A 26,604-nucleotide genomic window follows, 5' to 3' on the forward strand; every position below is an offset into this window, starting at 1 on the left:
CGCTCAACAAAGGCTTCAATCCAGCGGTCACATTTTAACGATCGGGCAGCACAGCTGTCGCAGAAACGAAGAAAGGCGGAGCTTGCGCCCCGCCTTTTGACAACAGTCAATTCTATGCTCAGGCCAGCTTTGCAGCGAGCTTCGCCACATGGGCGCCCTGATAGCGGGCACCTTCGAGTTCGATCTCGGAGGGCTGGCGCGAACCGTCGCCGGCCGTGATCGTGGAGGCGCCGTAGGGTGAGTTGCCCATGACTTCGCTCACACCCATCTGGCCCTGGAAGGCATAGGGCAGACCGGCATAGACCATGCCGTGATGCAGGAAGGTCGGGATGAAGCCCATGATGGTGGTTTCCTGGCCGCCATGCTGGGTCGCAGTCGAGGTGAACATCGAGCCGAGCTTGCCGGTCAGCTTGCCCTGGGCCCAGAGGCCACCGGTCTGATCCCAGAAATTGCGCATCTGCGAGGCGACCGTGCCGTAACGGGTGCCGGCGCCGACGATGATGGCGTCATACTGGTCGAGCTCGGAAGGGTCGGCGATCGGGGCCTGCTGGTCCATCTTGTAGTAGGAAGCCTTGGCGACATCTTCCGGCACGAGTTCCGGAACGCGCTTGACGGTGACGTCGGCACCGGCCGACTTTGCGCCTTCGGCAACGGCATAGGCCATCGTTTCGATGTGACCGTAAGCGGAATAGTAGAGAACCAGAACCTTGGCCATGTCGTATCTCCCTTTGAAACTGCGGCCCCGCCGCGCTGTTGGATGAGCGAGATGTAGCGCATTCCACGGTGGCGACCAGTCGCGGCTGCAGGAACGCAGTGTTCAATCAATGAGTGCCTTTACTTCTCTTCGCGGACACAAAACGGTAACGTGTCTCCCAGCCTGCCCATCCCAAGGACCCAATCCATGACCTCCACGATCCAGACCGCCGCGATGCTCGCCATCGGCGACGAACTCCTGTCCGGCCGCACCAAGGACAAGAATATCGGACATCTCGCCGATCTCCTCACCGTTGCCGGCATCGATCTGAAGGAAGTGCGTATCGTCGCCGACGAAGAGGACGCAATCGTGGATGCCCTCAACGCGCTGCGTTCGAAGTACACCTACGTCTTCACGTCAGGCGGCATCGGCCCGACCCATGACGACATCACAGCGGATTCGGTGTCGAAAGCCTTCGGTGTGCCCTGCCTTCACGATCCCGACGCCATGAAGCTGCTCGGCGACATGTATGCCGGCCGAGGTCTCGAATTCACCGAGGCCCGCCAGCGCATGGCGCGCATGCCGGAAGGCAGCCGCCATATCCCGAACCCGGTCTCGACCGCGCCCGGCTTCATTATCGGCAATGTGCATGTCATGGCCGGTGTGCCGCAGGTCTTCCAGGCGATGATGGCGCATGTGATCGAGACACTTCCGGCCGGCCAGCGGGTGCTGTCGCGCTCGATCGCCTGCCCCTTCGGTGAAGGCGATATCGGCACGGCACTCGGCGCGATCCAGAAGGCCCATCCGGAAACCTCGATCGGCTCCTATCCGCATTTCGACGGCCGGCGCTTCTCGACCGAGCTGATCGTCCGGGCGCGCGATCAGGCGGTTGTCGATGCGGCAGCGGCCGATGTCGAGGCAATGATCGAGGCGATCCGAAACGAGAAGGATGCAGCCGCCACCCGCGATCTCGGCACCGGCGAGGTCGCCTGAGCGCGCGATCCTTCGCGCCTCAAGCCGGCTCCCGACTTGACCGAGGTCAAGGCGGAACCCTCGAATGAAACACATAGTTATCTCATGCGGACACTGGATAAGGGCCGCAAGAGGAGACGACCATGGGTTACCGCACACTTCTTGCCATATTGGACACACCGAAAACCACGCAACAGGTGACGGATTTTGCCGTCGCCATTGCCAACCAGTTTCAATCACATGTGATCGGCGCCCATGCGGAGGCCGTGGCCATGGTGCCGCTGGTCGCGCCGATGGAAATCCCGGACCCCGCGACCGTCCAGGCGCTGCAGGACATGGCGCATCAGGAGACGGAAAGCGTGGAGCGCATCTTCCGCGACATCGGCAGGCGCGAAGGCTTTTCCCATGAATGGCGAAGCTTCGTCACATCCTCCGGCTTCAACTCCGCCGCCCTGATCGACAGCGCGCGCAGCGCCGATCTCGTCATCGCCGCCCAGGGTGAAGCGGGCATGCTGTCCGAGACCCGCTCCGAACTCGAAAGCTTCCTGTTCGAAAGCGGACGGCCAGTGCTGCTCATCCCGCATATCCTAAAGGCGCCGAAACCGATCCGCCGGGTGCTCGTTGCCTGGAACGGCTCGCGCGAGGCGGCCCGCGCTACCTTCGATGCCCTGCCCTTCCTGATGGTAGCCGAAGAGGTCGAGATCTTCACCGTCGACGCCTCCGACAGCTCCACCCAGACCGGCTCCATGGCTGGTGCCGAGATCGCCGCTTCGCTTGCCCGCCACGGGATCAAGGTAACCGTCACTGCGTCGGAAAAGACCGGTCTCGCCCCAGCGATCGCCATCGAGAACCGGCTGTCGGACAGCTCCATCGATCTCCTGGTCATGGGTGCCTATGGCAACAAGCGCTGGTGGGAAATGCTCTTCGGCGGCGTTACCCGCACGCTGCTTGATTCGATGACGGCGCTGACGCTGCTGTCGCGCTGATCACTCGAGTGATCGGGCGGGAATACGGGCCTTGCCAGAGGCTTCGGATTCCCGCTAATAGCAACGGCCAAAGACTGGAACCCTTTCGGGGGACGAGCTTCGCGCGGTCACTGCCGCGCGAAACGCGTTTCAGGACCGCGCACATCGCGGCCCGCCTAAGGATCCGGTCGACGGCGCCGCAATCCGGCGCGGACGATATCATCCAGCAAGCGGAGCCCCGTGCATGTCTCTTCCCGATAAAGCCTTCCCCGTTTCCTGGGATCAGTTCCACCGCGATGCGCGCGCACTCGCCTGGCGCCTTGCCGGCCTCGGCCAGGAATTCCGCGCCATCGTTTGCATCACCCGCGGCGGTCTCGTCCCGGCGGCGATCATCTCGCGCGAGCTCAACATCCGCCTGATCGAGACGGTCTGCGTCGCCTCCTACCATGATTATGTCAACCAGGGCGAAATGAACCTGTTGAAGGGGATCACTGCCGAACTCATGGTCAATGGCGGCGAAGGCGTGCTGGTGGTCGACGACCTGACCGACACCGGCAAGACGGCGCTCGAAGTCCGCCAGATGATGCCGAAGGCGCACTTCGCCTGCGTCTATGCCAAGCCGAAGGGCGTGCCGACCATCGACACCTTCGTTACCGAAGTCTCCCAGGACACCTGGATCTATTTCCCCTGGGACATGGGCTTCACCTATCAGGAGCCGATCGCCAAGGGCTCCAAGGGCTGATCCAAGCCCTGCCGCAATTACCGAACCCGCCTGTCACCCGCCGGCGGGTTTTTTGTGCGAGTGGATACCGAAGTGCCCAGAGGCTTCGTAGCCAACACTATGGCTGAGACATCCTACATAATCTCTTGCCCTCCAAGGCATCCGCTACCCGATTCGCCAATCATCACAGTCACGTAATATTAGAATTAATAGCTTGAAATAAGAATAGATGTCGCTCCTGCCTGTGAATCAATGTGGGTTTCGGAAACGCCGCTTACGTCAATTTCACAATGTGCTTGAGTAATTCTGTCCTCCTAAGGACGATTCGAAGCAAAGGAGAAAATATTGAACGACAAACACGAGCTGCGTATATCCAAAAGTGAAATCGTCGCGAGAGGAGCGTTAGCCGTCTTAGTGGTCGGAATTGTACTGATATTGCCTTTGGCAGTCTCTTTGACAACTTGACGAAAGATCCACCGCAACGCTGAAATTCGAGCCCCGTCGTTCTCCCGGCGGGGCTCTTTTACGACATTTCTTTCTACAGACCGACCGACAGCAAAAGATCCAGCGGACTCGTGGACGGAGTCAGCACTCAGACCGGACCCGTTTCCCACGAATTGAACTTTTCATTCGTTGTCGACGCGCATAACAGTCCGTCTTTGGCTGCAAGACGGAACAATTCGGCCGCTCGCCCGTATGGCTCTCGTGTTCCACTCCCAACGGTAGAGAGCAATTGATGGCCACCCTCCACTCGCCGCCGACGGCTTCGAACGCCTATCCGGCTTCGGCGCTGTTCGTCCCCTTCCCCTTCGTCTGCTTCACGCTGACGCTGATCACCGACATCCTCTACTGGCGGACGTCCAATCTGATGTGGAGCAACTTTTCCGACTGGCTCTTGTTCTTCGGTCTGATCTTCGGCGCCCTGTCGATCATTGCAGGCCTCATCGATCTCGCAAGGCCCGCCACCCGCGCCCTGCGCCCCGGCTGGCCCGCGGTCATTGCCTATCTCGTGGTTCTGGTGCTCGCTATCATCAACAGCTTTATTCATGCCGGCGACGGCTGGACGGCGATCGTGCCCTATGGCCTTGCCGCTTCCCTGATCACGGTCATCGCGATGATCGCCTGTGTCTACCTCACCGCCGAACAGCGCAGCGCCGACGCCTGGAGAACGCCATGACCCGCTCTACCCTGACGCTCCGTCACGCCGCCCTCGCCTCGACCGCCGTTCTGGTGCTGGCCCTTGCCGGCTGCAGCGACGACAACGGCAATTTCGACATCACCAGCCAGATCGGTCCCGACCCAGTCCTGCCGGAACCGAGCCAGTCACTCCTGCCTGACCTCAAGGTCGCAGAAGTCGTTGGCTGGCGTGAAAACGAGACCCCCGACGTGCTGGAAGGCTTCACCATCACCGCTTACGCCCACGACCTTGCCAATCCGCGCACCGTGCACACGCTGCCGAACGGCGACGTGCTCGTGGTGCAAAGCAAGGCGCCACCCGGCAAACCGGTGGAGCGGCCGAAGGACGTCATCCGCGATTTCATCATGGCCTTTGCGGCCGGCAGTGGTGGTGACGACAAGCCGACCAATCTCATCACGCTGCTTCGCGACACGGACCGTGACGGCACCGTGGACGAGCGCCATGATCTGCTGACCGATCTCAACTCCCCCTTCGGTCTCGCCTTTGCCGACGATACCCTCTATGTCGCGGCAGCCGACGCGGTACTCGCCTATGACTACCAGCTTGGGCAGAACGAGATCACCACCCCGCCGCGCGTCCTGACGCCGCTGCCGGGCGGCCCGATCAACCATCACTGGACCAAGGACCTGGCGCTCAGCCCCGACGGCCGCTTCCTCTACGCCTCGGTCGGCTCGAACTCGAATGCCGGCGAACGCGGTCTGGAGGCCGAAAAGGGCCGCGCCGCCATCTGGCAGATCGACCGCGAAACCGGTGCCTCGCGCGTCTATGCGTCTGGCCTGCGCAACCCCAATGGCCTCACCTTCAACCCCGAGAGCGGCGCGCTCTGGACCGTCGTCAACGAACGCGACGAGCTCGGCCCCAATCTCGTGCCCGACTACATGACCTCGGTGCAGGACCGCGGCTTCTACGGCTGGCCGTGGAGCTATTTCGGCCAGCATGTCGATCCGCGCCTGCACCCGCCACGGCCTGACATGGTCGAGCAGGCGATCAAGCCGGATTATGCGCTGTCGAGCCATGTGGCCGCTTTGGGTCTCGCCTTCTCCATGGGCATGGCGATGCCCGAAGAGTATGCGAACGGCGCCTTTGTCGGCAATCGCGGCAGCTGGAACCGCGACCAGTTCAATGGCTACAAGGTGCTCTACGTGCCCTTCGAAAACGGCATGCCGTCGGGTGAAGCCCGCGACGTGGTGACCGGCTTCCTCAATCCCGACGAAGAAGCCCGCGGCCGCCCCGTCGGCCTCGGCTTCGACGGCACGGGCGCCCTCTTGGTTGCCGACGATGCCGGCAATACGGTCTGGCGCGTCGCGGCCCAGAATGCGACCGCCCTTTCCGAACCGCTCGGCACGGATGAAATGCCGCCGGGCTCGCCGGTCGCTGAGGAACAGGCCGGTGCTGCTGAAGCCGTCGAAGGCGCAGCGCCGGCAACCGCACCGACCGAGAGCACGCCCGCAACGGAAACGCCTACGCCCGCGGCCCCTGCCCCTTCCCCGGACGCCGCCACGCCGCCGCCCGCCGAAGATCCGGCAGTCGCACCGACCCCGGATGCGCCGGCCAATACCGGCGATGGCACGCTTGCGCCTCCGACACCGCCCCAGACGGATGTCCCGGCGACGGGACCGGAAGGTGCTGTTCAGGACGCGACGCCTGCAACGCCGGCTCCTGCGCAGCCCTGATCCACCCTTTCGGGCTCTGAAATGAGAAGCCCTCCGCCAGACAGGCGGAGGGCTTTCGATTTCCTCACAAAGCTTCCGCGATCAGGCCGGCAGGCGGCGATCGTATTCGTCCTTGAGTTTGAGCCAGCCGTCCCAGAAGGGCTCCGCCCGCCGGCCGTCCAGATGGGCGCTGAGAATATCGAGATGCATGTGCCAGCCCGCACCGACCATGAGCAGGTTGGCACGATCGGAAATGCGCCGATGGGTGATCGTCAGCAGGACCTCGTCTCCCTCCGCCTTCAGATCGAAGGCGACCTCTCCGGTCTCGCCCCAGGTGAACACGAGCCGCTTGTTCCTCTGCACTTCGAGGACCCGGCTTGTCATGCGCATTTCCTCGCTGAAGCCTTCCGGCCGAGCGCCTGGCGGGTCCGTCAGTTCATCGTTGCGCCACACCAGTTCGAAGGTCGACCCCGCCTTCTCCTCCATGCTGCCTGCGGCGAGCCATTTGCGCCGCATCTCGCCATCGGTCAGGTATGACCAGATCCGCGAAGCCGGTCCGGGCAACAGGCGTTCGATCACCAGCGTTGCGGGCTCGGTCACTCGACCATAGGGGTTTACGTCCAGTCTTTCCGTCATCGTCATTCTCCATCAGGTTTCTGTCGGGGAAATGCGGCATCCTCCGCGTGAAGGAGCCGTTCGAGGACATCCAGCCGGCCGGTCCAGAAGTGCTCGTAGGCGCTCAGCCACTGGTGGGCACCGGCAAGCGGTCCCGGATCCAGTCGGCAGAGATGAGTACGGCCTCGGATCTCACGGCGGATGAGGCCGGCGGCTTCGAGGACCTTAATGTGTTTGGAGGCGGCGGCAAGCGACATGGAGAAAGGCTCGGCCAGTTCTCCGACGCTCCTTTCCCCTTGCGAAAGGGCCGCCAGCATGCGCCGACGCGTCTCGTCGCCCAGCGCGTGAAAGATCATGTCCAAAGGATTGTGCGAAATATCAACCATACGGTTGAATATCCACAATCACCTGCCGATTGTCAACCGTATGGTTTAATAATAAACGATCAGTACAAGACGGCTAGAAGAGCAGCAGTCCACCGAGAACCAGCAGGATAAAGCCGCCGCCGATGATGAGCGACCAGGCCGAGAGCGCAAATCCCGGCTTTGCGCCACTGTCGGACTGCGCGGAATATTCGGTTGAGCGTCGCACCTCGGTGCGCCTCTCGTCTTGTCCCGGCTCCATCGCCATCGGATCCTCCCGTGTCGTTACCTCACGAGGTAACCCGCCGCCATGTCTTCGGTTCCGATGCCGCGCCCGGAACCCCTCCTGCGACCGTCGAAGGGAACCCTCCCCGCCCTCCTCCGTTTCATCGACACAGAAGGAGAGGCTTACCATGAACACGCAGTCGAAATTTCATCTGATGGCACGGGCCGGTTATGGCGCGCGGGGTATCGTTTTCCTGATGATTGCGGGGCTCGCTCTGTTTTCAGGCATCGCCGGCGGTGAGGCGGATACGGAATCGGCTCTCGAAACCATCCTGCAGCAGCCATTCGGGCGGATCTGGATCGGGCTGATCGGTCTGGGGCTCGCCGGTTTCGTAGTCTGGCGGCTTGCTCAGGCATTGGCCAATGCCGATGGGCACGACGAAAACGCCAAGGGCTACGTCATCCGAGGTGCGATGTTCGGCAGCGCGATCACCTATGCCGGTCTCGCCATGACCGCTCTGACGCTCGCACTCGCCTACGGGTCGAACAGCGGGTCGGGAGGCGAAGCGGGGCTTGCCGCCTGGATCATGTCACAGCCATTCGGGCGCTATCTCGCCGGACTGACCGGTCTCGGCTTCGTCGCCGGTGGCGTGGTGACGTCGATCAAGGGCCTGCGTCGCGGCTTCGGTAAATATCTGGACCTCGATGCCAACAGCAATTCGCCGGCTGTGCTGATCTCCATCTACGGCCTCGTCGCCCGCGGCGTCGTCTTTGCGATCGTCGGCGGCTTCTTTGTCTATGCGGCCTTCACGGTCAACCCAGAACAGGCTGGCGGCACCGCAGAGGCACTGGCCTGGGTCCGCCAGCTCCCCTTCGGCAGTGTGGTCTATGGCATCGTCGCGCTCGGTCTCGGCGCTTTCGGTCTCTATAATTTCGTCGAGGCGCGTTACCGGCGCATCAATGCGCCCGAGGCCGGCGACCTGCGCCGTCAGCTACCTATCGGCCGTGCGAACTGACGCATGAGGACGACTGTCGATGCGGCCACCTGCCACTACAGCAGATCCTGCGATGGCACGATGGTCACCCCAGGTGCCGCCGACACGGCGGCATTGAGCATGGCGCGGGCGATGGCTTCCGGCGGGTTCGCCTTCAGCGACGACGGCAGGATCGGCTTCAGCATTGAAAGCACCCTGCCCGCCCACTCCTCCATCGGCCGCGGCTCCTGCCGCAGCCCATCGATGAGCCCGGGACGGACCAGCACCGTTCGCTCGAAGCCGAGCGCGAGGATATCACGCTCCGTCTCTCCCTTCACACGGCTGTAGAAGAAGAACGCGTTCGCATCCGCCCCCTTCGCCGAGTTGAGAACGAAGGTTCGCGCGCCATGGGCCTTTGCCAACCTTGCAATCTCCAGCGGATAGTCGTGATCGACCTGGTAGAAACGGTCGCGTGATCCAGCCGTTTTCAGCGTCGTCCCGAGAGTACAGATCACGGCATCGGCGGACCAGATCGACGGGTCCTGCGGCAGATTGTCGAAATCGACGATCGGTGCCGAAAGACCTGATCGCTCCGGCAGCGGCCGTCGGGTCGGGGCGGTCACAGTAGACACGCGTGGGTCGGCGAGCGCCAGATCAAGGACATGGCTGCCGACAAGTCCGGTGGCGCCCAACAATAACAGATGCATGATCCCGTCTCCTTCCGTCTGATATCTCGCGTAACAGTCAGTGCCACGGCGCAATGCAGGTCTCAATGTGGGCCGCGACTGCCCGTTCCATCACACAAACGAAAGAAGCGCCGCATTGCTGCGGCGCTTCCCTTCTTCACTAATTAGCGATTCTCCGAACTTCCTCAGGCGGCCGTGCGATAGCCTGCCGAGCCGGCCGATGCGCCACCTTCCAGCTTGAAGCGGGCAAGCTGCGCCTGCAGCTGGCGGGCTTCGCCGGCGAGAACCTGGCTAGCGGCCGTCGTCTCTTCGACCATGGCGGCGTTCTGCTGGGTCATCTGATCCATGTGATTGACCGAGGTGTTGATCTCGCCGAGCGCTGCCGACTGTTCTTCGGCGGCACGGGCGATCGTCACGACGTGGTCGTTGACGCGGTTGACCAGCGATTCGATCTCTTTCAGCGCCTCGCCGGTGGACAGAACGAGCGACACGCCGCCCTTCACTTCCTCGGCCGAGGTGTTGATCAGGGTCTTGATCTCCTTCGCGGCATTGGCAGAGCGCTGGGCCAGTTCGCGGACTTCCTGGGCTACAACGGCGAAACCACGGCCGGCTTCACCGGCACGGGCTGCCTCGACGCCGGCATTCAGCGCCAGGAGGTTAGTCTGGAAGGCGATTTCGTCGATCACGGAGATGATCTGGCTGATCTTCTGCGAGGACTGCTCGATGCGGCCCATGGCGTCGATCGCATTGCGGACGATGTCGCCCGACTTGCCGGCGCTGCCTCTGGTCTCTTCGACCATATGCGAGGCTTCCTTGGCGCGCTGGGTCGAGGTCTTGACCGTGGTTGTGATTTCCTCAAGCGCTGCGGCGGTCTCTTCCAGCGAAGCGGCCTGCTGCTCGGTGCGGCGGGCGAGTTGGTTGGCGGCCGACGACAGTTCGCCGGAATTGCCGGTGATGGTGCCAGCGGCATTCAGGATGTTCTGCATGGTCTGGCGCAGCACGGCCATGGTCTGGTTGACGTTGCCCTGGAGTTCGGCAAAGGCGCCCTGGAACTGGCCCTGCATGTCATGCGTCAGGTCGGCATCGGCAAGCGCTGCGATCACGCGGCGGACTTCCGTGATGCCGCGATCGACGTTTTCGACCAGTTCGTTGACCGAGCCGGCGAAACGCTGCAGGTCGGCATCGTCATAGGTCTTGCCGATGCGCTTGGAGAAGTCGCCGGCAGCAGCAGCAGCAACAATGCCGCTGATCGAGCTCTGCAGGTCCTTGCTCTGGGCGGTGAGTGCAGCTTCCTGGGCTTCCATCGCACGCATCTGCTCTTCGTTCGTGCGGAAGACTTCGAGAGCGCGGGCCATTTCGCCGATCTCGTCCTTGCGCTCGGTGCCCGGAATGCTGCTGCCGAGCTTGCCGGAAGCCATTTCGGACATGATCGCGGTCAGGCTGCGGATCGGGTTGACGATGCCGCGGCGGGCGAGAAGGAAGCTGATCGCGACGCCTGCGAGAATGCAGACGGCAGCGGTCACGACCTGGACCAGCATGGTGAAGCCGGAGGCGGCCAGCGCGTTCTCACGCGAACCCTTCAGGCTCTCGGCCGACGAGGTCGAGTATTCCTTGACCACTGCAGTGACCGTCTTCTGCGCCTCGAGCGCCTTGGCGAGCTCGGCCTTCATGACAGCGAGATCCTGGCCGGCGGGCGTGGCGGCGACAGCCACCATTTCGCGGATCTGGTTGAAATAGGCGTCGAGAGCCTGCTTGGTGCGGTCGAGGATCTGGGCTTCGGCCGGGCTCGCGGTGGTCGCGATCTTCGGCAGGCGCTCCAGCATTTCAGCCGCGCGCTTGTCGGTTTCAGCCGCGAAGTCGGCCGCCTTCTCAGGCGCCAGCGCCAGCTGGTAGGTCATGCGCGAAATGGCGATGATGTCGACGCGCAGGTCCATGGCCTCGCGGGCGACTTCCTCGCGGGCGCCGGTATCCTTGAGGGCGGAGCCGAGCGAGGACAGGCCGCTTGCGCCCACGGCCGCGATGGCGGCAGCCGCCACGCCCATCAGCACGACGACGAGGCTGACCTTCTTCAGAATGGAAAGATTGGCAATACTCATGGAATCTCACTCCGTGCGAACCCGCCGTCCTGGCAGGCGGCCACGACCGGCCGGGCATGGAACTCATTCCATACGTATGCCTCCCTCAATACGCGGGACATGTTGCGATTTCGTTGCTACGAAATACAGGAAAGACGCATATGATTTTTAGGTGGGTGCCGGTGGGCGCGAGACGGTCGCCGATTTCGCATGTCAAGGCACTGATTCTTGGCGCGGGTCATCCCCAGGTTTTTGAGCAACAGGCGCGGCCTTTCGCGAAAGCCCTCAAATCCGGGGCGCCGATCGCTCAGACGGGTCATTTCGGGACGAAATTTACCCTGTGACATCTGGTTGACGGAGAGACATCCGTGGCGGCTTGCGTCACATCGGCCGAGAAAGCCCTTTCATTCCCGTGACTTCGCTCTTTTGCCCGTTATCCACAATGTAACACCACAACATATAGCGTTAACATTTCCTTCACAGACCACCCCTTGACGGAATCAGTCGGGACGATGTTAATGGACCCTGTTGCGGCGGCGACTGGACCGGGCATGAACGAGGCCGGGTTTCATCAAACATTGTAGCGGCTTTCTTGCAAGTGGAACGGCGTTCTGACGACGCCTTCCGCGATAGGAAATTTGTGCGATTTTTGACCGCCGGACAGGGGGTCTGGGTCTGGCGGCAATTGTGTGGTAAAACTATATTTGGTATTTGCAGCCACCATCACCACAAGATAGAGGGTGCACTCATCTCCGGATGAATCACCTGACGGACGAACCAGTGACCGGCTGCGCGGCCCACCGTGCGACCGAACGAAATTTCTCGCGCCGATTTCCGGCGCCCTAGATCGAGGGACACAGGCAGATGCGCATTGAACGTCGCTTCACCAAACCGGGACAGTCCGCTTACGCGGAGATCGAGTTCCGCAAGGCCATCAGCGAAATCAAGAATCCCGACGGCTCAATCGTATTTCGTCTTGCCGACATCGACGTCCCCGCCCAGTTCAGCCAGGTGGCGGCCGACATTCTCGCCCAGAAGTATTTCCGCAAGGCTGGCGTGCCGAAGATCCTGAAGAAGGTTGAGGAAAACGACGTTCCCTCCTTCCTGTGGCGCTCCGTCGCCGACGAAAAGGCACTCGCTGCCCTGCCCGAGAACGAGCGCTACGGCTCGGAAACCGATGCACGCCAGGTCTTCGATCGCCTGGCCGGCACCTGGACCTATTGGGGCTGGAAGGGCAAGTACTTCACGTCTGAAGAAGACGCGGCCGCCTTCAAGGACGAGCTCGCCTACATGCTCGCCACCCAGCGCGTGGCGCCGAATAGCCCGCAGTGGTTCAACACCGGCCTGCACTGGGCCTATGGCATCGACGGTCCCGGCCAGGGCCATTTCTATGTCGACCCCTTCACCGGCAAGCTCGTCAAGTCGAAGTCGGCCTATGAGCATCCGCAGCCGCATGCCTGCTTCATCCAGTCCGTCGAAGACGATCTGGTCAACGAAGGTGGCATCATGGACCTCTGGGTCCGCGAAGCGCGTCTCTTCAAGTATGGCTCCGGCACAGGCTCCAACTTCTCCTATCTGCGCGGCGAAGGCGAAAAGCTTTCGGGCGGCGGCCGCTCGTCCGGTCTCATGTCCTTCCTGAAGATCGGTGACCGTGCAGCAGGCGCCATCAAGTCTGGTGGCACCACCCGTCGTGCGGCCAAGATGGTCGTCGTCGACATCGACCATCCTGATATCGAAGCCTATATCGACTGGAAGGTGAAGGAAGAGCAGAAGGTTGCCGCCCTCGTCACCGGCTCGAAGATCGTCGCCAAGCATCTGAAGGCGATCATGAAGGCCTGCGTCAACTGCGAGGCTGACAACGGCGCCTGCTTCGACCCGAACGAGAACCCTGCCCTCAAGCGCGAAATCAAGGCCGCGAAGAAGGACCAGGTTCCGGAAAACTACATCAAGCGCGTCATCCAGTTCGCCCAGCAGGGCTACAAGGATCTCGACTTCAAGACCTATGACACCGACTGGGATTCGGAAGCCTATCTCACGGTCTCCGGCCAGAACTCGAACAACTCCGTCTCGCTGAAGGACGATTTTTTGCGCGCTGTCGAGAATGACGGCGACTGGAACCTGACCGCCCGCAAGGACGGCAAGGTCATGAAGACGCTGAAGGCCCGCGACCTCTGGGACAAGATCTCCTATGCCGCCTGGGCATCGGCTGACCCGGGCCTGCACTTCAACACGACGATGAACGACTGGCACACCTCACCGGCCGCCGGTCCGATCCGCGCGTCGAACCCGTGCTCGGAATACATGTTCCTCGACGACACGGCCTGCAACCTGGCTTCGCTGAACCTGCTCCGCTTCAAGGATCAGAAGACCAAGAAGATCGACATCGCCGATTACGAACATGCCGTTCGTCTGTGGACCGTCGTTCTCGAAGTTTCGGTGATGATGGCACAGTTCCCGTCGCGCCAGATCGCCGAACGCTCCTATGAATACCGCACGCTCGGCCTCGGCTACGCCAATATCGGCGGCCTGCTGATGTCGTCCGGCATTCCCTATGACTCGGCCGAAGGCCGCGCCATCGCCGGTGCGCTGACCGCCATCATGACCGGCGTCTCCTATGCGACGTCAGCCGAAATCGCTTCGGAACTCGGTCCCTTCCCGGGCTTTGCGCCGAACCGCGACAACATGCTGCGCGTCATCCGCAACCATCGCCGCGCCGCCCATGGTCTGTCGGACGGCTATGAAGGCCTCTCCGTCAATCCGGTCCCGCTGGTCCATGCCGAATGCACGGATCCGGCCCTCGTCGCCCATGCAACCGCTGCCTGGGACAAGGCGCTCGAGCTCGGCGAAAAGCATGGCTACCGCAATGCCCAGGTCTCGGTCATCGCGCCGACTGGCACGATCGGTCTCGTCATGGACTGCGACACGACCGGCATCGAGCCCGACTTCGCGCTCGTCAAATTCAAGAAGCTCGCCGGTGGCGGCTACTTCAAGATCATCAACGCCGCCGTTCCGGAAGCGCTGCGCTCGCTCGGCTATTCGGAAAGCCAGATCGCCGAGATCGACGCCTATGCCGTCGGCCATGGCAATCTGAACCAGGCGCCGGGCATCAACCCCTCGACGCTGCGTGCCAAGGGCTTCACCGACGAGAAGATCGAAGCCGTCAACGGCGCGCTGAAGGCCGCCTTCGACATCAAGTTCGTCTTCAACCAGTGGACGCTTGGCGCCGACTTCCTGAAAGAAACCCTGAGGGTTTCCGACGAGCAACTGGCCGACATGAGCTTCAACCTGCTCGACCACATGGGCTTCTCGAAGAAGGACATCGAGGCCGCCAACATTCACGTTTGCGGTGCGATGACGCTCGAAGGCGCGCCTTTCCTGAAGGCCGAACATCTTCCGGTCTTCGATTGCGCCAATCCCTGCGGCAAGATCGGCAAGCGTTATCTGTCGGTCGAATCCCACATCCGCATGATGGCAGCGGCCCAGCCGTTTATCTCGGGTGCGATCTCCAAGACGATCAACATGCCGAATGAAGCGACCGTCGAAGATTGCGGCGCCGCCTACATGCTGTCCTGGAAGCTGGCGCTCAAGGCCAACGCGCTTTACCGCGATGGCTCGAAGCTCTCCCAACCGCTCAACGCCTCGCTGATCGAGGACGAGGATGACGAGGACGGCGTCGACGACCTGCTGCAGCAGCCGATGGCGGCCCAGGCGGTCACCATCACGGAACGCATCGTCGAGCGCATCGTCGACCGCGTTGTGCGCGAACAGGAAAAGCTGCCGACCCGCCGCAAGGGTTACACCCAGAAGGCCAAGATCGGTGGTCACACCATCTTCCTGCGCACCGGCGAATATGACGACGGCCGTCTCGGCGAAATCTTCCTTGACATGAACAAGGAAGGCTCGGCCCTGCGCGCCTTCATCAACAACTTCGCCATCTCCGTCTCGCTCGGCCTGCAATATGGCGTGCCGCTCGAGGAATATGTCGACGCCTTCACCTTCACCAAGTTCGAGCCGGCCGGCATGGTCACCGGCAACGACGCGATCAAGAATGCGACGTCGATCCTCGACTACGTCTTCCGGGAACTGGCGATCTCCTATCTCGGCCGCAACGATCTCGCTCATGTCGACACCTCCGACTTCTCCACGACCGCACTCGGCCGTGGCGTCAAGGAAGGCAAGGCGGACGTCGTCTCCAAGGGTCTGACCCGCGGTTACAAGCCGACGCTCGTCTCGAGCCACATGCCGGCTGCAGCAGGTGCAGAGCCCAAGGGTGCAGCAACCGCCGCTCCCGCCAAGGCCTCGGCCACCGTCACCGCCTTCTCTTCTTCGGGCGCCACTGCCCGCAAGCTGGAAGTGACGACGGCGGTTGCCACCTCTGAAGTCGTGTCCTTCAAGCGCGACTACGAGGAGCGGTCGGTGGAACTGGCCGAGGAGATCGCAGCCGAAAGCCTGTTCTCCGACGCCAGCGCCGAAGACGCCGCCGCCGCCAAGGCCGAAGCCAAGAAGCTCGAGGCATCCCGCCGCATGCGCTCGATTGCGCAGGGCTATACGGGCAACATGTGCTCGGAATGCCAGAACTTCACGATGGTGCGCAACGGCACTTGCGAGAAGTGCGACACGTGTGGCGCGACGAGCGGGTGCAGCTGATTGGTTGACATTTGACCGAGATTTCGGCCCGGGGGAAACCTCGGGCCGAAGCGCAAGGCGGAACAAAAAGAGATCAAAAATCCAAGAGATTGGAATGACAATCCCACAAGGCCGAAGTGTGAGATCAGAACTGATAGGGTTCGAGCGGACGAAGAAAATCGCGGATCCCGCGATAGAGCCTGTTCGAGGAAAGGTGGGACAGTGTCGCCTTTGCGGGAAACGTAGCCTGCTTACGAGCAGCCACGTTCTACCTAGAGCGGTTGGAAACTCGGGCCCATGGTTTGCTCATAGCTACACCACATTCCTAGGGGGCCATCAGAACAATTTCACACGAAGGCGTTTTCCGAACGGAATTGAATTTTTCACCACTTGCAGCGACTGCAACAACTCAATTGGTTCCCTTGAAGACAAGTCCGTTCTCGAATTCTACCAGACAATCGAGGGCGTATTAAATTCTCCGCTAAGGCTCCCGCCTACCCTTATAATAAAGACAAAACTAAACAGATTATACCGCGCAATCATATTTCATTTATCGACAGCTAACGACAAATCGCCAGATGCAGCTCTGGATAACGTTGCGAAAAAACTGCGACTAAACGAACTCCACATCACAAAAGCCCGTCTATACTTTTTTGCATGGCCGTACATTGGTGATAAACACGTCATAGTACGAGATTTCGCCTGGACAAACATGAAGGACCACTACGGAGGATATGCGCACGTGCTCAAGCTTGCGCCGTTGGGCTTCGCCGTAGGGGACACACCGAAATTTAAGGGGATGACATCGCTCAACCCCTATCTCACAGCTACTGACGATGAATACGTTGAGATTCCCTTCGATCTTTTCCGCAAAGAGAGCGACGATGCATGGCCGGCAGTTCCATCAGATTGGGAGGCAATTTTGCGTGGCGACAGCATGGGAATGATATCGCAAAGGAACTGACGGTTGTCATCTAGACGAATAACCAGCCCCAACCTCCCCCCTTGCGGGGGAGGACGGAAAATCGAAGGCTTGAGGTCCGCGTAAGCCGCCTAAACTTCAGATTTTTCTGGTGAGGGGCACGGTTCCGTGGGCAAAAGCCTGACGGACCCCTCTATTGCGGTTTCAGATGTTTAGCCGCAGCAAGTGCTGCGACCGACCGGCGGCGAAACCTGGGGTTTTCGACAGACTGAAGATGCCCCCTCACCCTGAGGTGCCGGGCTTGCCCGGCCTCGAAGGGCGAGGCCACCCGCCACTCCTCATGCTGAGGTGGAAGCGAAGCGATAGCAGAAGCACACGGCCACCCGGAGCAGGATGCTTCGAGGCCCTCGCTTTGCGAGGGCACCTCAGCATGAGGGCGTCGAGACGCTGCGCGGACCCCATCTCCCCCTTGGTGGGGAGAAAGTAAGCCCTTCTCTTCTTACATTCCGATGAACACCGCATCCCAAAAAAGTCCGGCTGGGCGGTGCCGGAAGCCACTGCGCCCAACGCTTCCTTAACGGCCTTGCGATACATTACGATAGCTTAAAAGACGGACGGAGACCTAAGCGAAATGTCCAAACCGACTTTCCGCTTCACCCATTACGACCTGAAGGAACAGCGTGCCGGCACGATCATCGAGGTGACGCTGTCGGCCGTAAACAATGTGCGGCTGATGACGCCGACGAATTTCCAGCGTTTCAAGGAAACGCTCGATTACAAGTTTCTCGGTGGCGTGGCGAAGAAGTCGCCGCTGAAGATCGCCATTCCGGAAAGCGGCCACTGGCATCTGATCGTCGACATGGAAGGCCATCACGGGCTTGCCGAATCCAAGGTCAAGATGATCGCCGCTCCTGCCGTGCAGCCGAAGCAGAGAGCCTCGTAAAGAGGCTCCGCACGGCCTCCTCCGGCAATCGCCTCCCGTTCCCATGCAGACGCTCGTTCTCACACTGAAAGCGGGATGGCCATGCTGGCGAGGCCATCTTCATCACCTGCCAGCAAGACAAGCCGGGCGGTTCTTGAAGTCGAGGGCAGGAGCCCGCCTCCTCCCTTGAAAGCGACAGAGCCCTTGGCGGCTCACGCAGGGATGATCAGGCGGCGTCGACTCGCGTTGCTGTGTCTGTCCCCGCCCCTTCCTCCGGCGCCAAATCCTCGGCGAAGAAGGCGCGTCCCCGTCCGCCATCCTTGGAGGCGTAAAGCGCCCGGTCGGCCATGGCCATGATCGGCCGTGCGGCGGACCCGTTTTCGGGCGCAGTTGCAAGACCGAGGCTGATGCCGATATCGACCTCCGGTCCGCTCGAGAGCGTGATCGGCCGGGAGACCGAGGCAATGATCGACTGGGCGAGCATCGACAGGCGCGGCCGGTCGCGGAAAGCGTGGACGAGGATGACGAATTCGTCGCCACCGACGCGGCCGACCATACCGTTTTCGCCAACCGTTTCCCGAAGCCGCTCGGCCACCACGCGAATGACCTCATCTCCGGCGCCATGTCCATGGAGGTCGTTGACGGCCTTGAAGCGATCGAGATCGCAGGCGATCACTGCGAAGGGCGCGTGGGCCAGCCGCTCGGCGGCCTCGTTCAGGGCGTTGTCGAAGCAGAGGCGGTTGGCAAGGCCCGAAAGCGCATCCCGATGGGCGAGTTCGCGGTTGCGCTTTTCGCTCTCCTCCAGGCGCTCCGACAGCCGGCCGATATAGCGGCCGAGCACGAAGCTTGCGGCCAGCATGAGGCCGCAGAGCAGAACGACGGCGGGAACGGTGATGGTCCAGATATCGGCACCCGGCTTGAACAGCCCGAAGTCGAAGCTGCCGAGCGTCTGACCGTCGGCGCTCTTCACCACCAGCATGCCGTCCCCGTTGCGACGGAATTGCAGGTTTTCATATTCGAGTTGGGAATTGAGATCGGCCACTAGATCGGCATCGATCGGACGGGCGGAGACCAGGATGACCGGATCGCCTTCCGGCAGCGCCACCTCCCCGTCATCGGGAACGATCGCCATGGCGGTGGCCAGCATCACCTCGCCGTCCACTTCGGCAAAGCCGAAGGCCGCGATGGCATGGACCTGCGATGCCGGCACCGACTGCTGGCCAAAACCGCCCTTGATCGTGGTGCGATGGGCATGGTGGCGGGTCAGCGCGAGATCGGCAATTGCCTTCAGGTCATCGCCGGGCTTCAGGTCGCGGGCGGTCAGATCCACCTTGTCCTGCCAGGCCGACATCAGAACGCGCCCGCCGGGGCCGATCAGGAAGCTGCGCTCATGGCCAAAGTCGTACCAGAGCGAGGAAACGAATTCCTCGATGACGTAGGAGGCGCGGAACTTGAGGGTGATGTATTGGACCGAGCGATCCCAGCGGGCCAGACCGAGCTGGTCACGGGCCAGCAGGCTCTGGCGGTCGCGCAGCACATTCTCCAGCAGCAGGACCTGCTTTTCGGCGGCGATATCGTCGGCCTTGCGCGAGGCGATATAGCCGATCAACAGCAGCGACAAGGCCGAAAGCGTGATCAGCACGATGGAAAACAGCTTGACCATGGCCGGCAGGCCAAGGCGCGGCGCGCCGGCCATGCCCGGCATCTGCCATCCATCCATCTCTTTCGCCATGCGCAATCCCCTGTTCGACCGGCAAGTCTAGGGCACAGCGCTTAAAGGCAGCTTAAGCTGAAATGACGATAGGCAAGTCGGGATCAGCCGCCGCGCTCGCGGCGAAGCTTCGCCCACCAGTCGAGGCGCTTCTTGATCTCGCGCTCGAAGCCGCGTTCCGGCGGATCGTAGAAGGTCTTGCGGCCCATCTTCTCCGGGAAATAGTCCTGGCCGGAAAAGGCATCCGGCTGATCATGGTCGTAGAGATAGCCTTCGTTGTAGCCTTCAGCCTTCATCAGCTTGGTCGGGGCGTTGAGGATATGCTTGGGCGGCAGAAGCGAGCCGTGCTCCTTGGCGGCGCGCATGGCCGCCTTGTAGGCGACATAGACGCCGTTCGATTTGGGGGCGGTCGCGAGGTAGACGCAAGCCTGGGCCAGCGCCAGTTCGCCTTCCGGGGAGCCCAGATAATCATAGGCATCCTTGGCGGCATTGCAGACGACCAGCGCCTGCGGATCGGCCAGACCGATGTCCTCGACGGCCATGCGCACCAGTCGGCGGCCAAGATAAAGCGGATCTTCGCCGGCATCGAACATGCGGCAGAGATAGTAGAGCGCCGCATCCGGATCGGAGCCGCGGACGGCCTTGTGGAGAGCCGAGATCAGATTGTAATGGCCGTCCTGGCCCTTGTCGTAAACCGGCGCGCGGCGCTGGACGATCCGGCCAAGGCCCTCGGTGTCGAAGACCTCGTCCGGCCGGGCGGCGCGCCAAACTTCCTCGGCTAAGGTCAGCGACGCCCGGCCGTCACCATCGGCCATGCGGATCAGGGCCTGACGGGCATCGGCGTCGAGCGGCAGCGGCTTGGCTTCGGTTTCCTCGGCACGCTTCAGAAGCGTCTCGATGCTCTCGGCATCATGGCTCTTGAAGGTGAGGACCCGGGCGCGGGACAGAAGAGCGGCATTCAGTTCGAAGCTCGGGTTTTCGGTCGTCGCGCCGACGAGGATGACGGTGCCATCTTCCATAACGGGCAGAAAACTGTCCTGCTGGGCGCGGTTGAAGCGGTGGATCTCATCGACGAAAAGCAGCGTCTGGCGGCCTTCCATCCGGCGCAGGCGGGCGCTCTCGAAGACCTTCTTCAGGTCGGCAACGCCGGAAAAGATCGCCGAGATCTGCTCGAAGGCAAGCCCCGCCTCGCCCGACAGGAGCCGGGCGACGGTGGTCTTGCCCGTGCCCGGCGGACCCCAGAAGATCATCGAGCCGAGCGAGCCGGAGGCGATCATGCGGGCAAGCACACCATCCTCGCCCGTCAGGTGTTCCTGACCGGTCACCTCGCCCAGGTTCTTCGGCCGCAGACGATCGGCGAGCGGACGACGCTCGGCCATTTCCTTCGAGATCTGCGGCGCGAAAAGATCACTCATCGGAAGATCTGCCGTATGCGCTGGCCGTCTCGCTCGATCTCGACGCGCCAGAAGCCCGGATTGCTATCGGCGATCGTCGCCAGATCATCGACGGAGCGGATCGTCTCACCATTGACGGAGACGACGATGTCGCGCGGGGCAAAGCCGAGGCGGGCAGCCGGCGAACCGCGAACGACTTCGGTGACGACGACGCCGGTCACCTCCGAGGCCATCTTCAACTCGTAAGCGAGACGTGGCGAAAGATTGCCAGCACGGATGCCGGCGAAGGGGCTGCGTCCCTCGATGAGCTGAATGTCGCGCGGACGCGTTTCCGGAGCGGCGGCAAGTGCCAGTTCGATCGTCTCTTCGCGCCCGTCCTGCTGCACGCTGAGCTCGGCAGTTTCTCCGAGACCTGTGGTCGTCAGCCTATAGCCGAGGGCATCGGGATGTTCGACGGAGACGCCATTGACGGCGGTTACCACCTGCCCCGGCTTGAGGCCCGCCTTTTCGGCCGGACCACCCTCGACGACACGCACGACGAGCGCGCCGCGCACGGTCTTCAATCCGAGCGCCTCGGCGACATCAGAGGTCACCGGCTCGAAGCTCGCGCCAACGTAAGGACGCTCAAAGGATGCGTCACCACGGTCGGCGGCATCAAGGAAGACGCGCACAAGATTGGCGGGGATGGCGAAGCCGACGCCGTTCGAGCCGCCACCGCGCGAGAAGATTGCCGTGTTGATGCCGATCAACTCGCCGTTCATATTGACGAGGGCACCGCCCGAATTACCGGGATTGATCGCGGCATCGGTCTGGATGAAGAAACCGAAATCACCTTCCGTTACCTGGTTTCTGGCAAGCGCCGAGACGATGCCCGAGGTCACGGTCTGGCCGACGCCGAATGGGTTGCCGATGGCGAGCACGAGATCGCCGACCTCGGTCGCATCGGAATTGCCGATCGGAAGCGTCGGCATGACTTCGTTTGTCTCGAATTTCAGAACCGCGAGATCAAGCCGGTCGTCCTTCAGCACGACCTTGACCGGAAACTCCCGGCCATCGGCAAGCGCGACCTTGATGTCATCGGCGCCATCGATGACGTGGTTGTTGGTGACGACGACGCCGTCTGCCTCGACGATGACGCCGGAGCCGAGCGAAGACTGCTTTTCCGTGCGGTTCGGCATGCGCTGACCGAAGAACTGCTCGAAGAAGGGGTCGCCGGCAAACAGGCTGGAGCGGGTCTGCACGAGGCGCTCGGCATAGACATTGACGACGGCGCCCCTCGCCTGCTTGACCAGCGGCGCGAAGGAGAGCTGCATTTCGACCTGGCTTTTCGGCACCGCCTTGTCCTGGGCAAGCGCCGGCGTGGTGACCGGCGCGATCAGGGCGATGATGACAGCAAGAGGTTTGAGGCAGTCGAAACGCGGCATGCGAAGATCCTTCATGCGATATGGACGTTCTAGACCCGGTTCGTGCGCCGTCAAATAGGCAGAACCAAGGAAGTCTTATCGCAGATGGGGATAACGCGCGTCGGCCTCAAGTGCTGACGGTTTCGACGATGCCTGTCATCAGGCCGTGAAGCGCGTCACGGTAGCCGGTGCGGGCCGATGGAGCGCTTTCATTCGAGGTCATGGTGACGGTCACGCCGAGGTAGGGAGCGATGTAGAGCATCTGGCCGCCGTAGCCCCAGGCGTAATTCACCTGCTCGCCACCGAGTTGCTTCAGGAACCAGGCATAGCCGTAGCCATCGCCGTTGAAGACGGAGTTGGTGCGGCGTATCCAGCTTTCGCGGATCCAGTCTTCCGAGATGAGCCGCGTACCATCCTCGGTGACACCACCCCGTCGATAGAGCTCTCCAAAGGCATGGAGCGAGCGCGGCGTCATGGCCATCTGGTTGCCGCCGAGATAGTAGCCCTGGGGGTCGCGATCCCAGGAGCCGATGCGGAAACCGTCGAGTGGCTCAAGCCATTCGCGGGCCAAAGCGAGCGTCGGCTTGCCGGAGACCTTGGTAAGGATGACGGAGAGCAGATGTGTTGAAGCGGTCGAATAGAGCATGCCGCCACCGGGTTCTCCGACGAAATCGGCAGCAAGCGCGAAACGGGTCCAGTTGCGGCTCGAGACCCAGCGGCCGTAGTTCGCGCCGGACATGCGCTCGAGACCTGCGCGCATCGAAAGCAGGTGGCCAATGGTGATCTGCGACAGGCGGGGATCGGGATTGGCGGGAAATTCCGAGCGCAGGACCGTTTCGATCCGCTGGTCGACGCCTTCCAGCAGGCCCTTGTCGATGGCGATCCCGACCAGCGCGGAGACGACGCATTTCGACGCCGACTTGATGTTCGTCGAGCCCGTCAGGGAGTTGTTGCCATAGGCGCGTTCGCCCAGCGTCTCACCATTCCTCGTCACGATCACCGTTTCCAGCGTTTCGAGCCGACGCGCCTCCTCCAGCAGGTTGGCGATGCGTGGACGCAATACGTCGAGATCCATCGGGGCTGCCGGGGCCGGGGTCGGCTCAACTGGGGATGCTGCTTCCGGCGTGCCGGCTTGTGCCAGCGCCTGACGGCCCGAGAGGACGGAGACGGCACCGGAGGCGCCGAGGATGGAAAGGAATGTTCGTCTGTGCATGGGGACAAGGTAGTGAGCATCGCGCGTTAGAAAAGCCCGGAGGACCAAGATCTCACCGGATCGTGACGGATCCGCAGAAAACCGCGGGCGGAACGTTCTGACCTCGGCAACCGTTGCCCCGTCATCAGGAAAGGAGACCGACCATGTCTCGAACCCGCCTTATCGCATCGACCCTCGCCGCCTTCGCTTTCGCCAGCCCGATGGTGATCGCCCTTCCCCAACAGCTGCAGGCCGCCAGTTTCGATTGCCGTACGCCTGACCTTGCGCCCGACGAGGCCGCAATCTGCCAGAACATCGACCTCAACGACATGGATGTTCGTATGGTGACGACGTTCGATCTGCTGCGCGAAGTCTTGCCGATGGGCAGCCGCGGCGCGCTGGAAACCTCGCAAATCGAATGGCTCGAAAAGCGTCGCGCCTGCGAGGCCAATTTCGATTGCCTGGCCGCCGCCTATGCCAGCCGCATGGCAGAGCTGCGCAACGGGGTTGGCGAAGTGCTGAGCCTCATTGAGGGCATGCCGCCCACCGAGCAAGTCAATTAGGACATTCTCTAACTGACGAAGTAATAGAGCAACAAGGCCGCAGCCAGCAGGGCTGCGACCCCGCCAAAGGCGAGGCTACGACGGCGGTCCTGGCGCGAGGATGCCCCTCCGGCGTAGTCGAACCGCTCATAGACCACGTTCTTCATGGAAAGGCCGAGATCGAGCAAGGTATCGGAGACGGCCGAAACCATGCCGCCTGGGCCACACATCAAGGCAACACAGCTGCGTGGCTCGATCCCATCAAGAAGATCCTTTAGCCGGGCGTGGTCGAGCCGGCCGACCGCGCACTCGAAGCCAGGTGGGGAATCCTCGCTGATCAGCAGGACCTTCAGATCCAGCGCAGCGTGTGCTGCGGCTATTTCCTCCAGACAGGCGAAATTGCTCGGCTTTCCCACCGCGTAGGCGAGCCGAATGGGTCGCTTGTCGCGCCGTGCGATGAGGTCGCGCAGCATGCCGATGATCGGCGCAATGCCGACACCGCCGGCGACGAGGAGCACCGCCTCGCCCGGATGAGCCTCCAGGGCGAATTCACCATAGGGGCCGTCGATGCCGATCGGCGTGCCGGGCTGCAGATTGCCGATGCCACGGGTGAAATCACCGACCTCCTTGATGATCAGGCTCAAGCCCGGACGGGTCGGGCTGTCGGCGATCGAAAACGGGTGATCGAACAGCGGGAAGCGCCTGCCGCCTTCCGTCATCCAGACGAACTGGCCGGCATGATAATCGAGCGGCGGTGTATCTTCGGCGGGCTGGATGTCGAGTTCCCAAAGACGATCGGCCCGACGCGTGACGGACCGGAGCCGCCATGGCCTGCGATGGAGATTGAGCCAGCGATAGCCATAGAGGATCGCCAGTACTGCAATAATCGTGGCGGCGATCAGCAACCAGTAGATCTCCAGTGCGCCCCTCGCCGCAAATCGGCCGGTAGATATGGCATGGTGCAGCCCGCCAGCGGTTGCCACTGTGCCGAGAAAGAGATGCGTTCCTCGCCAGACTTCGTAGCGCCAGGGCAGACGATTGCGAAAGGCCGACGACAGGACCAGGAGGGCGAGGGCTGCCCAGGCAATCACGCCGGAGCGATAATGTGGCCGGGTCAGGTAGGCGACCAGACGCTCCGCGCCGAGGTTGGGATCCTCGAGCCAGGTCGGGGCGACATAGGCCAGGGGGTGAAGCACGATGGCCAATAGGATCCACCAGGCGGCCAGCTTGTGAAAGGCCATGATCTTGTCGATGCCGAGCCGGCCCGAGACCACTTCGAAGCGGCCTGACGTCACGAATTGCACGGCCATGCCGGCCAGTCCGACCATGCCGAGACCGGCGGCCAGTCGCTCCAGCGGATCGTGCGGGGAAGCATCGGTCATCAGGGAGAGAGCGAGCGGCAGCGTGCATAGCCCGAGATAGAGGGCCGCCAGAAGGCTGGCGGGCAGACGGGGCAAGCGGCGGGTGGAGCGTTGCGACATGGCAGGCATGCCGGGCGTCACGGTGTCGGTCATGAGGTCCTCCTGAATGCCTTTCTAGCAGAAGAACGCGGTCCGGAATTGATCTCGGTCATATCGCAATGTCGCTTTGCCGTTCATCATGATCCCATCGCCACGACGCATAAGACCGAGGAGGATCCCATGACGCCGCGACGACCAAGCCGCCTTTTCACCCTTTTCACCATCCTGCTGGCATGGACCGCCGTGCTGGTCGCCGCACCATCGGTGCAGGCGAGCGACGACAGTCCGATCAGCAAGCTGGTCGAATCGTGGCTGACTTCGCCTCACGCCAATTACCATTCTCCCTCGTTCACTTACTGGAACAAGGAGGGCGAGGTGCCGAAGGCTTGCGCGACCTGCCACTCCGAGACGGGCTTCCGCGATTTTCTCGGTGCAGACGGCAGTGCTGCCGGCAGCATCGAACAGCCGGGCGTGATCAATGCGCCGATCGGCTGCGCCTCCTGTCATACGGAGGCGGCGCATGCACTGGATTCGGTGCGCTTTCCATCCGGCGCAGAGGTTGGCGGACTGGGAAGCTCCGCGACCTGCACCGTCTGCCATCAGGGTCGGCAGTCGGGTGCGGCCGTCACCAAGGCCGTCGGGACACTCGGCGAAGACGAGGTGTCGGGCGAGCTTTCCTTCATCAACATCCACTATGCCGTGGCCGCCGCGACCATGCATGGCGCGGATACGGCAAGCGGCTATCACTATCCCGGCAAGACCTATGCAGGGCGCTTCCAGCATGTTCCAAGCGCCAACAGCTGTGTCGCCTGTCACGATCCGCACACGACGAAGGTGGCGGAAGACGGCTGTGCAAGCTGTCACCGGGGCGTGGAGTCCATCCGCGACATCCGCATGCGGCATGCCGACTTCGATGGGGACGGCGACATCCGGGAAGGCGTGCATGGCGAGATCGGCACCCTGCATGAACGGCTTTACGACGCGATCAAGATCTATGGGGAGGCCGTGCTCGGCGCGCCGATCGGCTATCACAAGGACCGGCATCCGTATTTTTTCGGGGATATGAATGGAGACGGGGTCATCGGCGACGAGGAAGCGATACGCGACAATGCCTACAAGGCCTGGACCCCTCGCCTGTTGAAAGCAGCCTACAATTACCAGGTCGTGGCGAAGGACCCGGCGGGTTATGTCCACAATCCGGCCTATCTCCTGCAATTGCTGTATGACAGCCTCGAAAGCCTGTCATCGGCCGTGGAGATCGACATGGCGCGGTTCTCTCGGCCGTGACGGCGA

The 26,604-nt window shown here is 62.1% G+C and carries 22 protein-coding genes; 11 read left to right on the plus strand and 11 right to left on the minus strand.

Annotation, left to right across the window (positions count from 1 at the left end):
- Positions 1–118: 118 nt before the first annotated feature.
- Positions 119–715: an NAD(P)H:quinone oxidoreductase gene (gene wrbA / locus QWE_RS23205; protein WP_006728622.1), complete on the minus strand. Its 597-nt coding sequence runs from the start codon at positions 713–715 to the stop codon at positions 119–121.
- 186 nt (positions 716–901) lie between these two features.
- Here wrbA and QWE_RS23210 point away from each other — a divergent pair, with 186 nt between their 5' ends.
- The 5 genes from QWE_RS23210 (at position 902) to QWE_RS23230 (ending at position 6,223) form a co-directional block, all read left to right on the plus strand.
- Positions 902–1,687, plus strand: coding sequence for a competence/damage-inducible protein A (locus QWE_RS23210; protein WP_006728623.1), 786 nt, complete (start codon positions 902–904; stop codon positions 1,685–1,687).
- A 122-nt stretch (positions 1,688–1,809) separates the two neighbouring features.
- Positions 1,810–2,652, plus strand: a complete 843-nt coding sequence (locus QWE_RS23215) for a universal stress protein (protein WP_006728624.1) — start codon at positions 1,810–1,812, stop codon at positions 2,650–2,652.
- 223 nt (positions 2,653–2,875) lie between these two features.
- Positions 2,876–3,373: a xanthine phosphoribosyltransferase gene (gene gpt, locus QWE_RS23220; RefSeq protein WP_006728625.1), complete on the plus strand. Its 498-nt coding sequence runs from the start codon at positions 2,876–2,878 to the stop codon at positions 3,371–3,373.
- Positions 3,374–4,088: 715 nt separating this feature from the next.
- Positions 4,089–4,529 (plus strand): DUF2231 domain-containing protein, encoded by a 441-nt coding sequence (locus QWE_RS23225; protein ID WP_006728626.1) that lies wholly within the window; start codon positions 4,089–4,091, stop codon positions 4,527–4,529.
- Entirely contained in the window at positions 4,526–6,223 is a 1,698-nt protein-coding gene (locus QWE_RS23230) for a PQQ-dependent sugar dehydrogenase (RefSeq protein ID WP_006728627.1), read from the plus strand. Before QWE_RS23225 ends, QWE_RS23230 begins: the two co-directional genes overlap by 4 nt.
- A gap of 81 nt (positions 6,224–6,304) precedes the next feature.
- Here QWE_RS23230 and QWE_RS23235 read toward each other — a convergent pair whose 3' ends face one another.
- From QWE_RS23235 to QWE_RS25395, 3 genes are all read right to left on the minus strand, one after another.
- A complete protein-coding gene (locus QWE_RS23235) occupies positions 6,305–6,838 on the minus strand; it encodes an SRPBCC family protein (RefSeq protein ID WP_040300892.1) in 534 nt (177 codons plus the stop codon).
- Between the two features lie 2 nt (positions 6,839–6,840).
- On the minus strand, positions 6,841–7,203 hold the full coding sequence (locus QWE_RS23240; RefSeq protein WP_006728629.1) for an ArsR/SmtB family transcription factor: 363 nt from the start codon (positions 7,201–7,203) through the stop codon (positions 6,841–6,843).
- A gap of 73 nt (positions 7,204–7,276) precedes the next feature.
- Positions 7,277–7,447 carry a hypothetical protein gene (locus QWE_RS25395; protein WP_157790751.1) on the minus strand — a complete coding sequence of 57 codons (171 nt, stop codon included), beginning with the start codon at positions 7,445–7,447 and terminating at the stop codon, positions 7,277–7,279.
- 145 nt (positions 7,448–7,592) lie between these two features.
- Between QWE_RS25395 and QWE_RS23245 the strand changes: the two genes are divergently transcribed.
- The gene (locus QWE_RS23245; RefSeq protein ID WP_006728630.1) at positions 7,593–8,420 is read left to right on the plus strand and encodes a DUF1206 domain-containing protein; all 828 of its coding nucleotides are present in this window, start codon (positions 7,593–7,595) and stop codon (positions 8,418–8,420) included.
- 35 nt (positions 8,421–8,455) lie between these two features.
- Here the strand turns inward: QWE_RS23245 and QWE_RS23250 are convergent, their stop codons facing one another.
- Together QWE_RS23250 and QWE_RS23255 are read right to left on the minus strand one after the other, a co-directional pair.
- Positions 8,456–9,085: an NAD-dependent epimerase/dehydratase family protein gene (locus QWE_RS23250; protein WP_006728631.1), complete on the minus strand. Its 630-nt coding sequence runs from the start codon at positions 9,083–9,085 to the stop codon at positions 8,456–8,458.
- 164 nt (positions 9,086–9,249) lie between these two features.
- A complete protein-coding gene (locus tag QWE_RS23255) occupies positions 9,250–11,160 on the minus strand; it encodes a methyl-accepting chemotaxis protein (RefSeq protein WP_006728632.1) in 1,911 nt (636 codons plus the stop codon).
- A gap of 843 nt (positions 11,161–12,003) precedes the next feature.
- Between QWE_RS23255 and QWE_RS23265 the strand changes: the two genes are divergently transcribed.
- From QWE_RS23265 to QWE_RS23275, 3 genes are all read left to right on the plus strand, one after another.
- On the plus strand, positions 12,004–15,786 hold the full coding sequence (locus QWE_RS23265; RefSeq protein ID WP_006728634.1) for a vitamin B12-dependent ribonucleotide reductase: 3,783 nt from the start codon (positions 12,004–12,006) through the stop codon (positions 15,784–15,786).
- A 94-nt stretch (positions 15,787–15,880) separates the two neighbouring features.
- Positions 15,881–16,729 (plus strand): hypothetical protein, encoded by an 849-nt coding sequence (locus tag QWE_RS25400; protein WP_157790752.1) that lies wholly within the window; start codon positions 15,881–15,883, stop codon positions 16,727–16,729.
- Between the two features lie 589 nt (positions 16,730–17,318).
- Complete coding sequence (locus QWE_RS23275) at positions 17,319–17,630, plus strand: DUF1883 domain-containing protein (protein ID WP_006728636.1); 312 nt, start codon at positions 17,319–17,321, stop codon at positions 17,628–17,630.
- Positions 17,631–17,835: 205 nt separating this feature from the next.
- Here QWE_RS23275 and QWE_RS23280 read toward each other — a convergent pair whose 3' ends face one another.
- From QWE_RS23280 to QWE_RS23295, 4 genes are all read right to left on the minus strand, one after another.
- Complete coding sequence (locus tag QWE_RS23280; protein WP_006728637.1) at positions 17,836–19,341, minus strand: diguanylate cyclase domain-containing protein; 1,506 nt, start codon at positions 19,339–19,341, stop codon at positions 17,836–17,838.
- 83 nt (positions 19,342–19,424) lie between these two features.
- A complete protein-coding gene (locus QWE_RS23285) occupies positions 19,425–20,735 on the minus strand; it encodes a replication-associated recombination protein A (RefSeq protein WP_006728638.1) in 1,311 nt (436 codons plus the stop codon).
- Complete coding sequence (locus QWE_RS23290; protein ID WP_006728639.1) at positions 20,732–22,138, minus strand: DegQ family serine endoprotease; 1,407 nt, start codon at positions 22,136–22,138, stop codon at positions 20,732–20,734. The genes QWE_RS23285 and QWE_RS23290 overlap by 4 nt, the downstream gene beginning before the upstream one ends.
- Before the next feature lie 106 nt (positions 22,139–22,244).
- Positions 22,245–23,330 (minus strand): serine hydrolase domain-containing protein, encoded by a 1,086-nt coding sequence (locus tag QWE_RS23295; protein ID WP_006728640.1) that lies wholly within the window; start codon positions 23,328–23,330, stop codon positions 22,245–22,247.
- A 143-nt stretch (positions 23,331–23,473) separates the two neighbouring features.
- Here QWE_RS23295 and QWE_RS23300 point away from each other — a divergent pair, with 143 nt between their 5' ends.
- Complete coding sequence (locus QWE_RS23300) at positions 23,474–23,872, plus strand: lysozyme inhibitor LprI family protein (RefSeq protein WP_006728641.1); 399 nt, start codon at positions 23,474–23,476, stop codon at positions 23,870–23,872.
- Between the two features lie 8 nt (positions 23,873–23,880).
- On the opposite strand, the gene QWE_RS23305 is transcribed toward QWE_RS23300, so the two are convergent.
- Positions 23,881–25,365 carry a ferredoxin reductase family protein gene (locus tag QWE_RS23305; protein ID WP_006728642.1) on the minus strand — a complete coding sequence of 495 codons (1,485 nt, stop codon included), beginning with the start codon at positions 25,363–25,365 and terminating at the stop codon, positions 23,881–23,883.
- Positions 25,366–25,491: 126 nt separating this feature from the next.
- On the opposite strand from QWE_RS23305, the gene QWE_RS23310 reads away from it, so the two are divergent.
- Entirely contained in the window at positions 25,492–26,598 is a 1,107-nt protein-coding gene (locus QWE_RS23310; RefSeq protein WP_100220972.1) for a cytochrome c3 family protein, read from the plus strand.
- The last annotated feature ends 6 nt before the right edge of the window (positions 26,599–26,604 follow it).

This window comes from Agrobacterium albertimagni AOL15 (assembly GCF_000300855.1).
GTDB lineage: Bacteria > Pseudomonadota > Alphaproteobacteria > Rhizobiales > Rhizobiaceae > Allorhizobium > Allorhizobium albertimagni.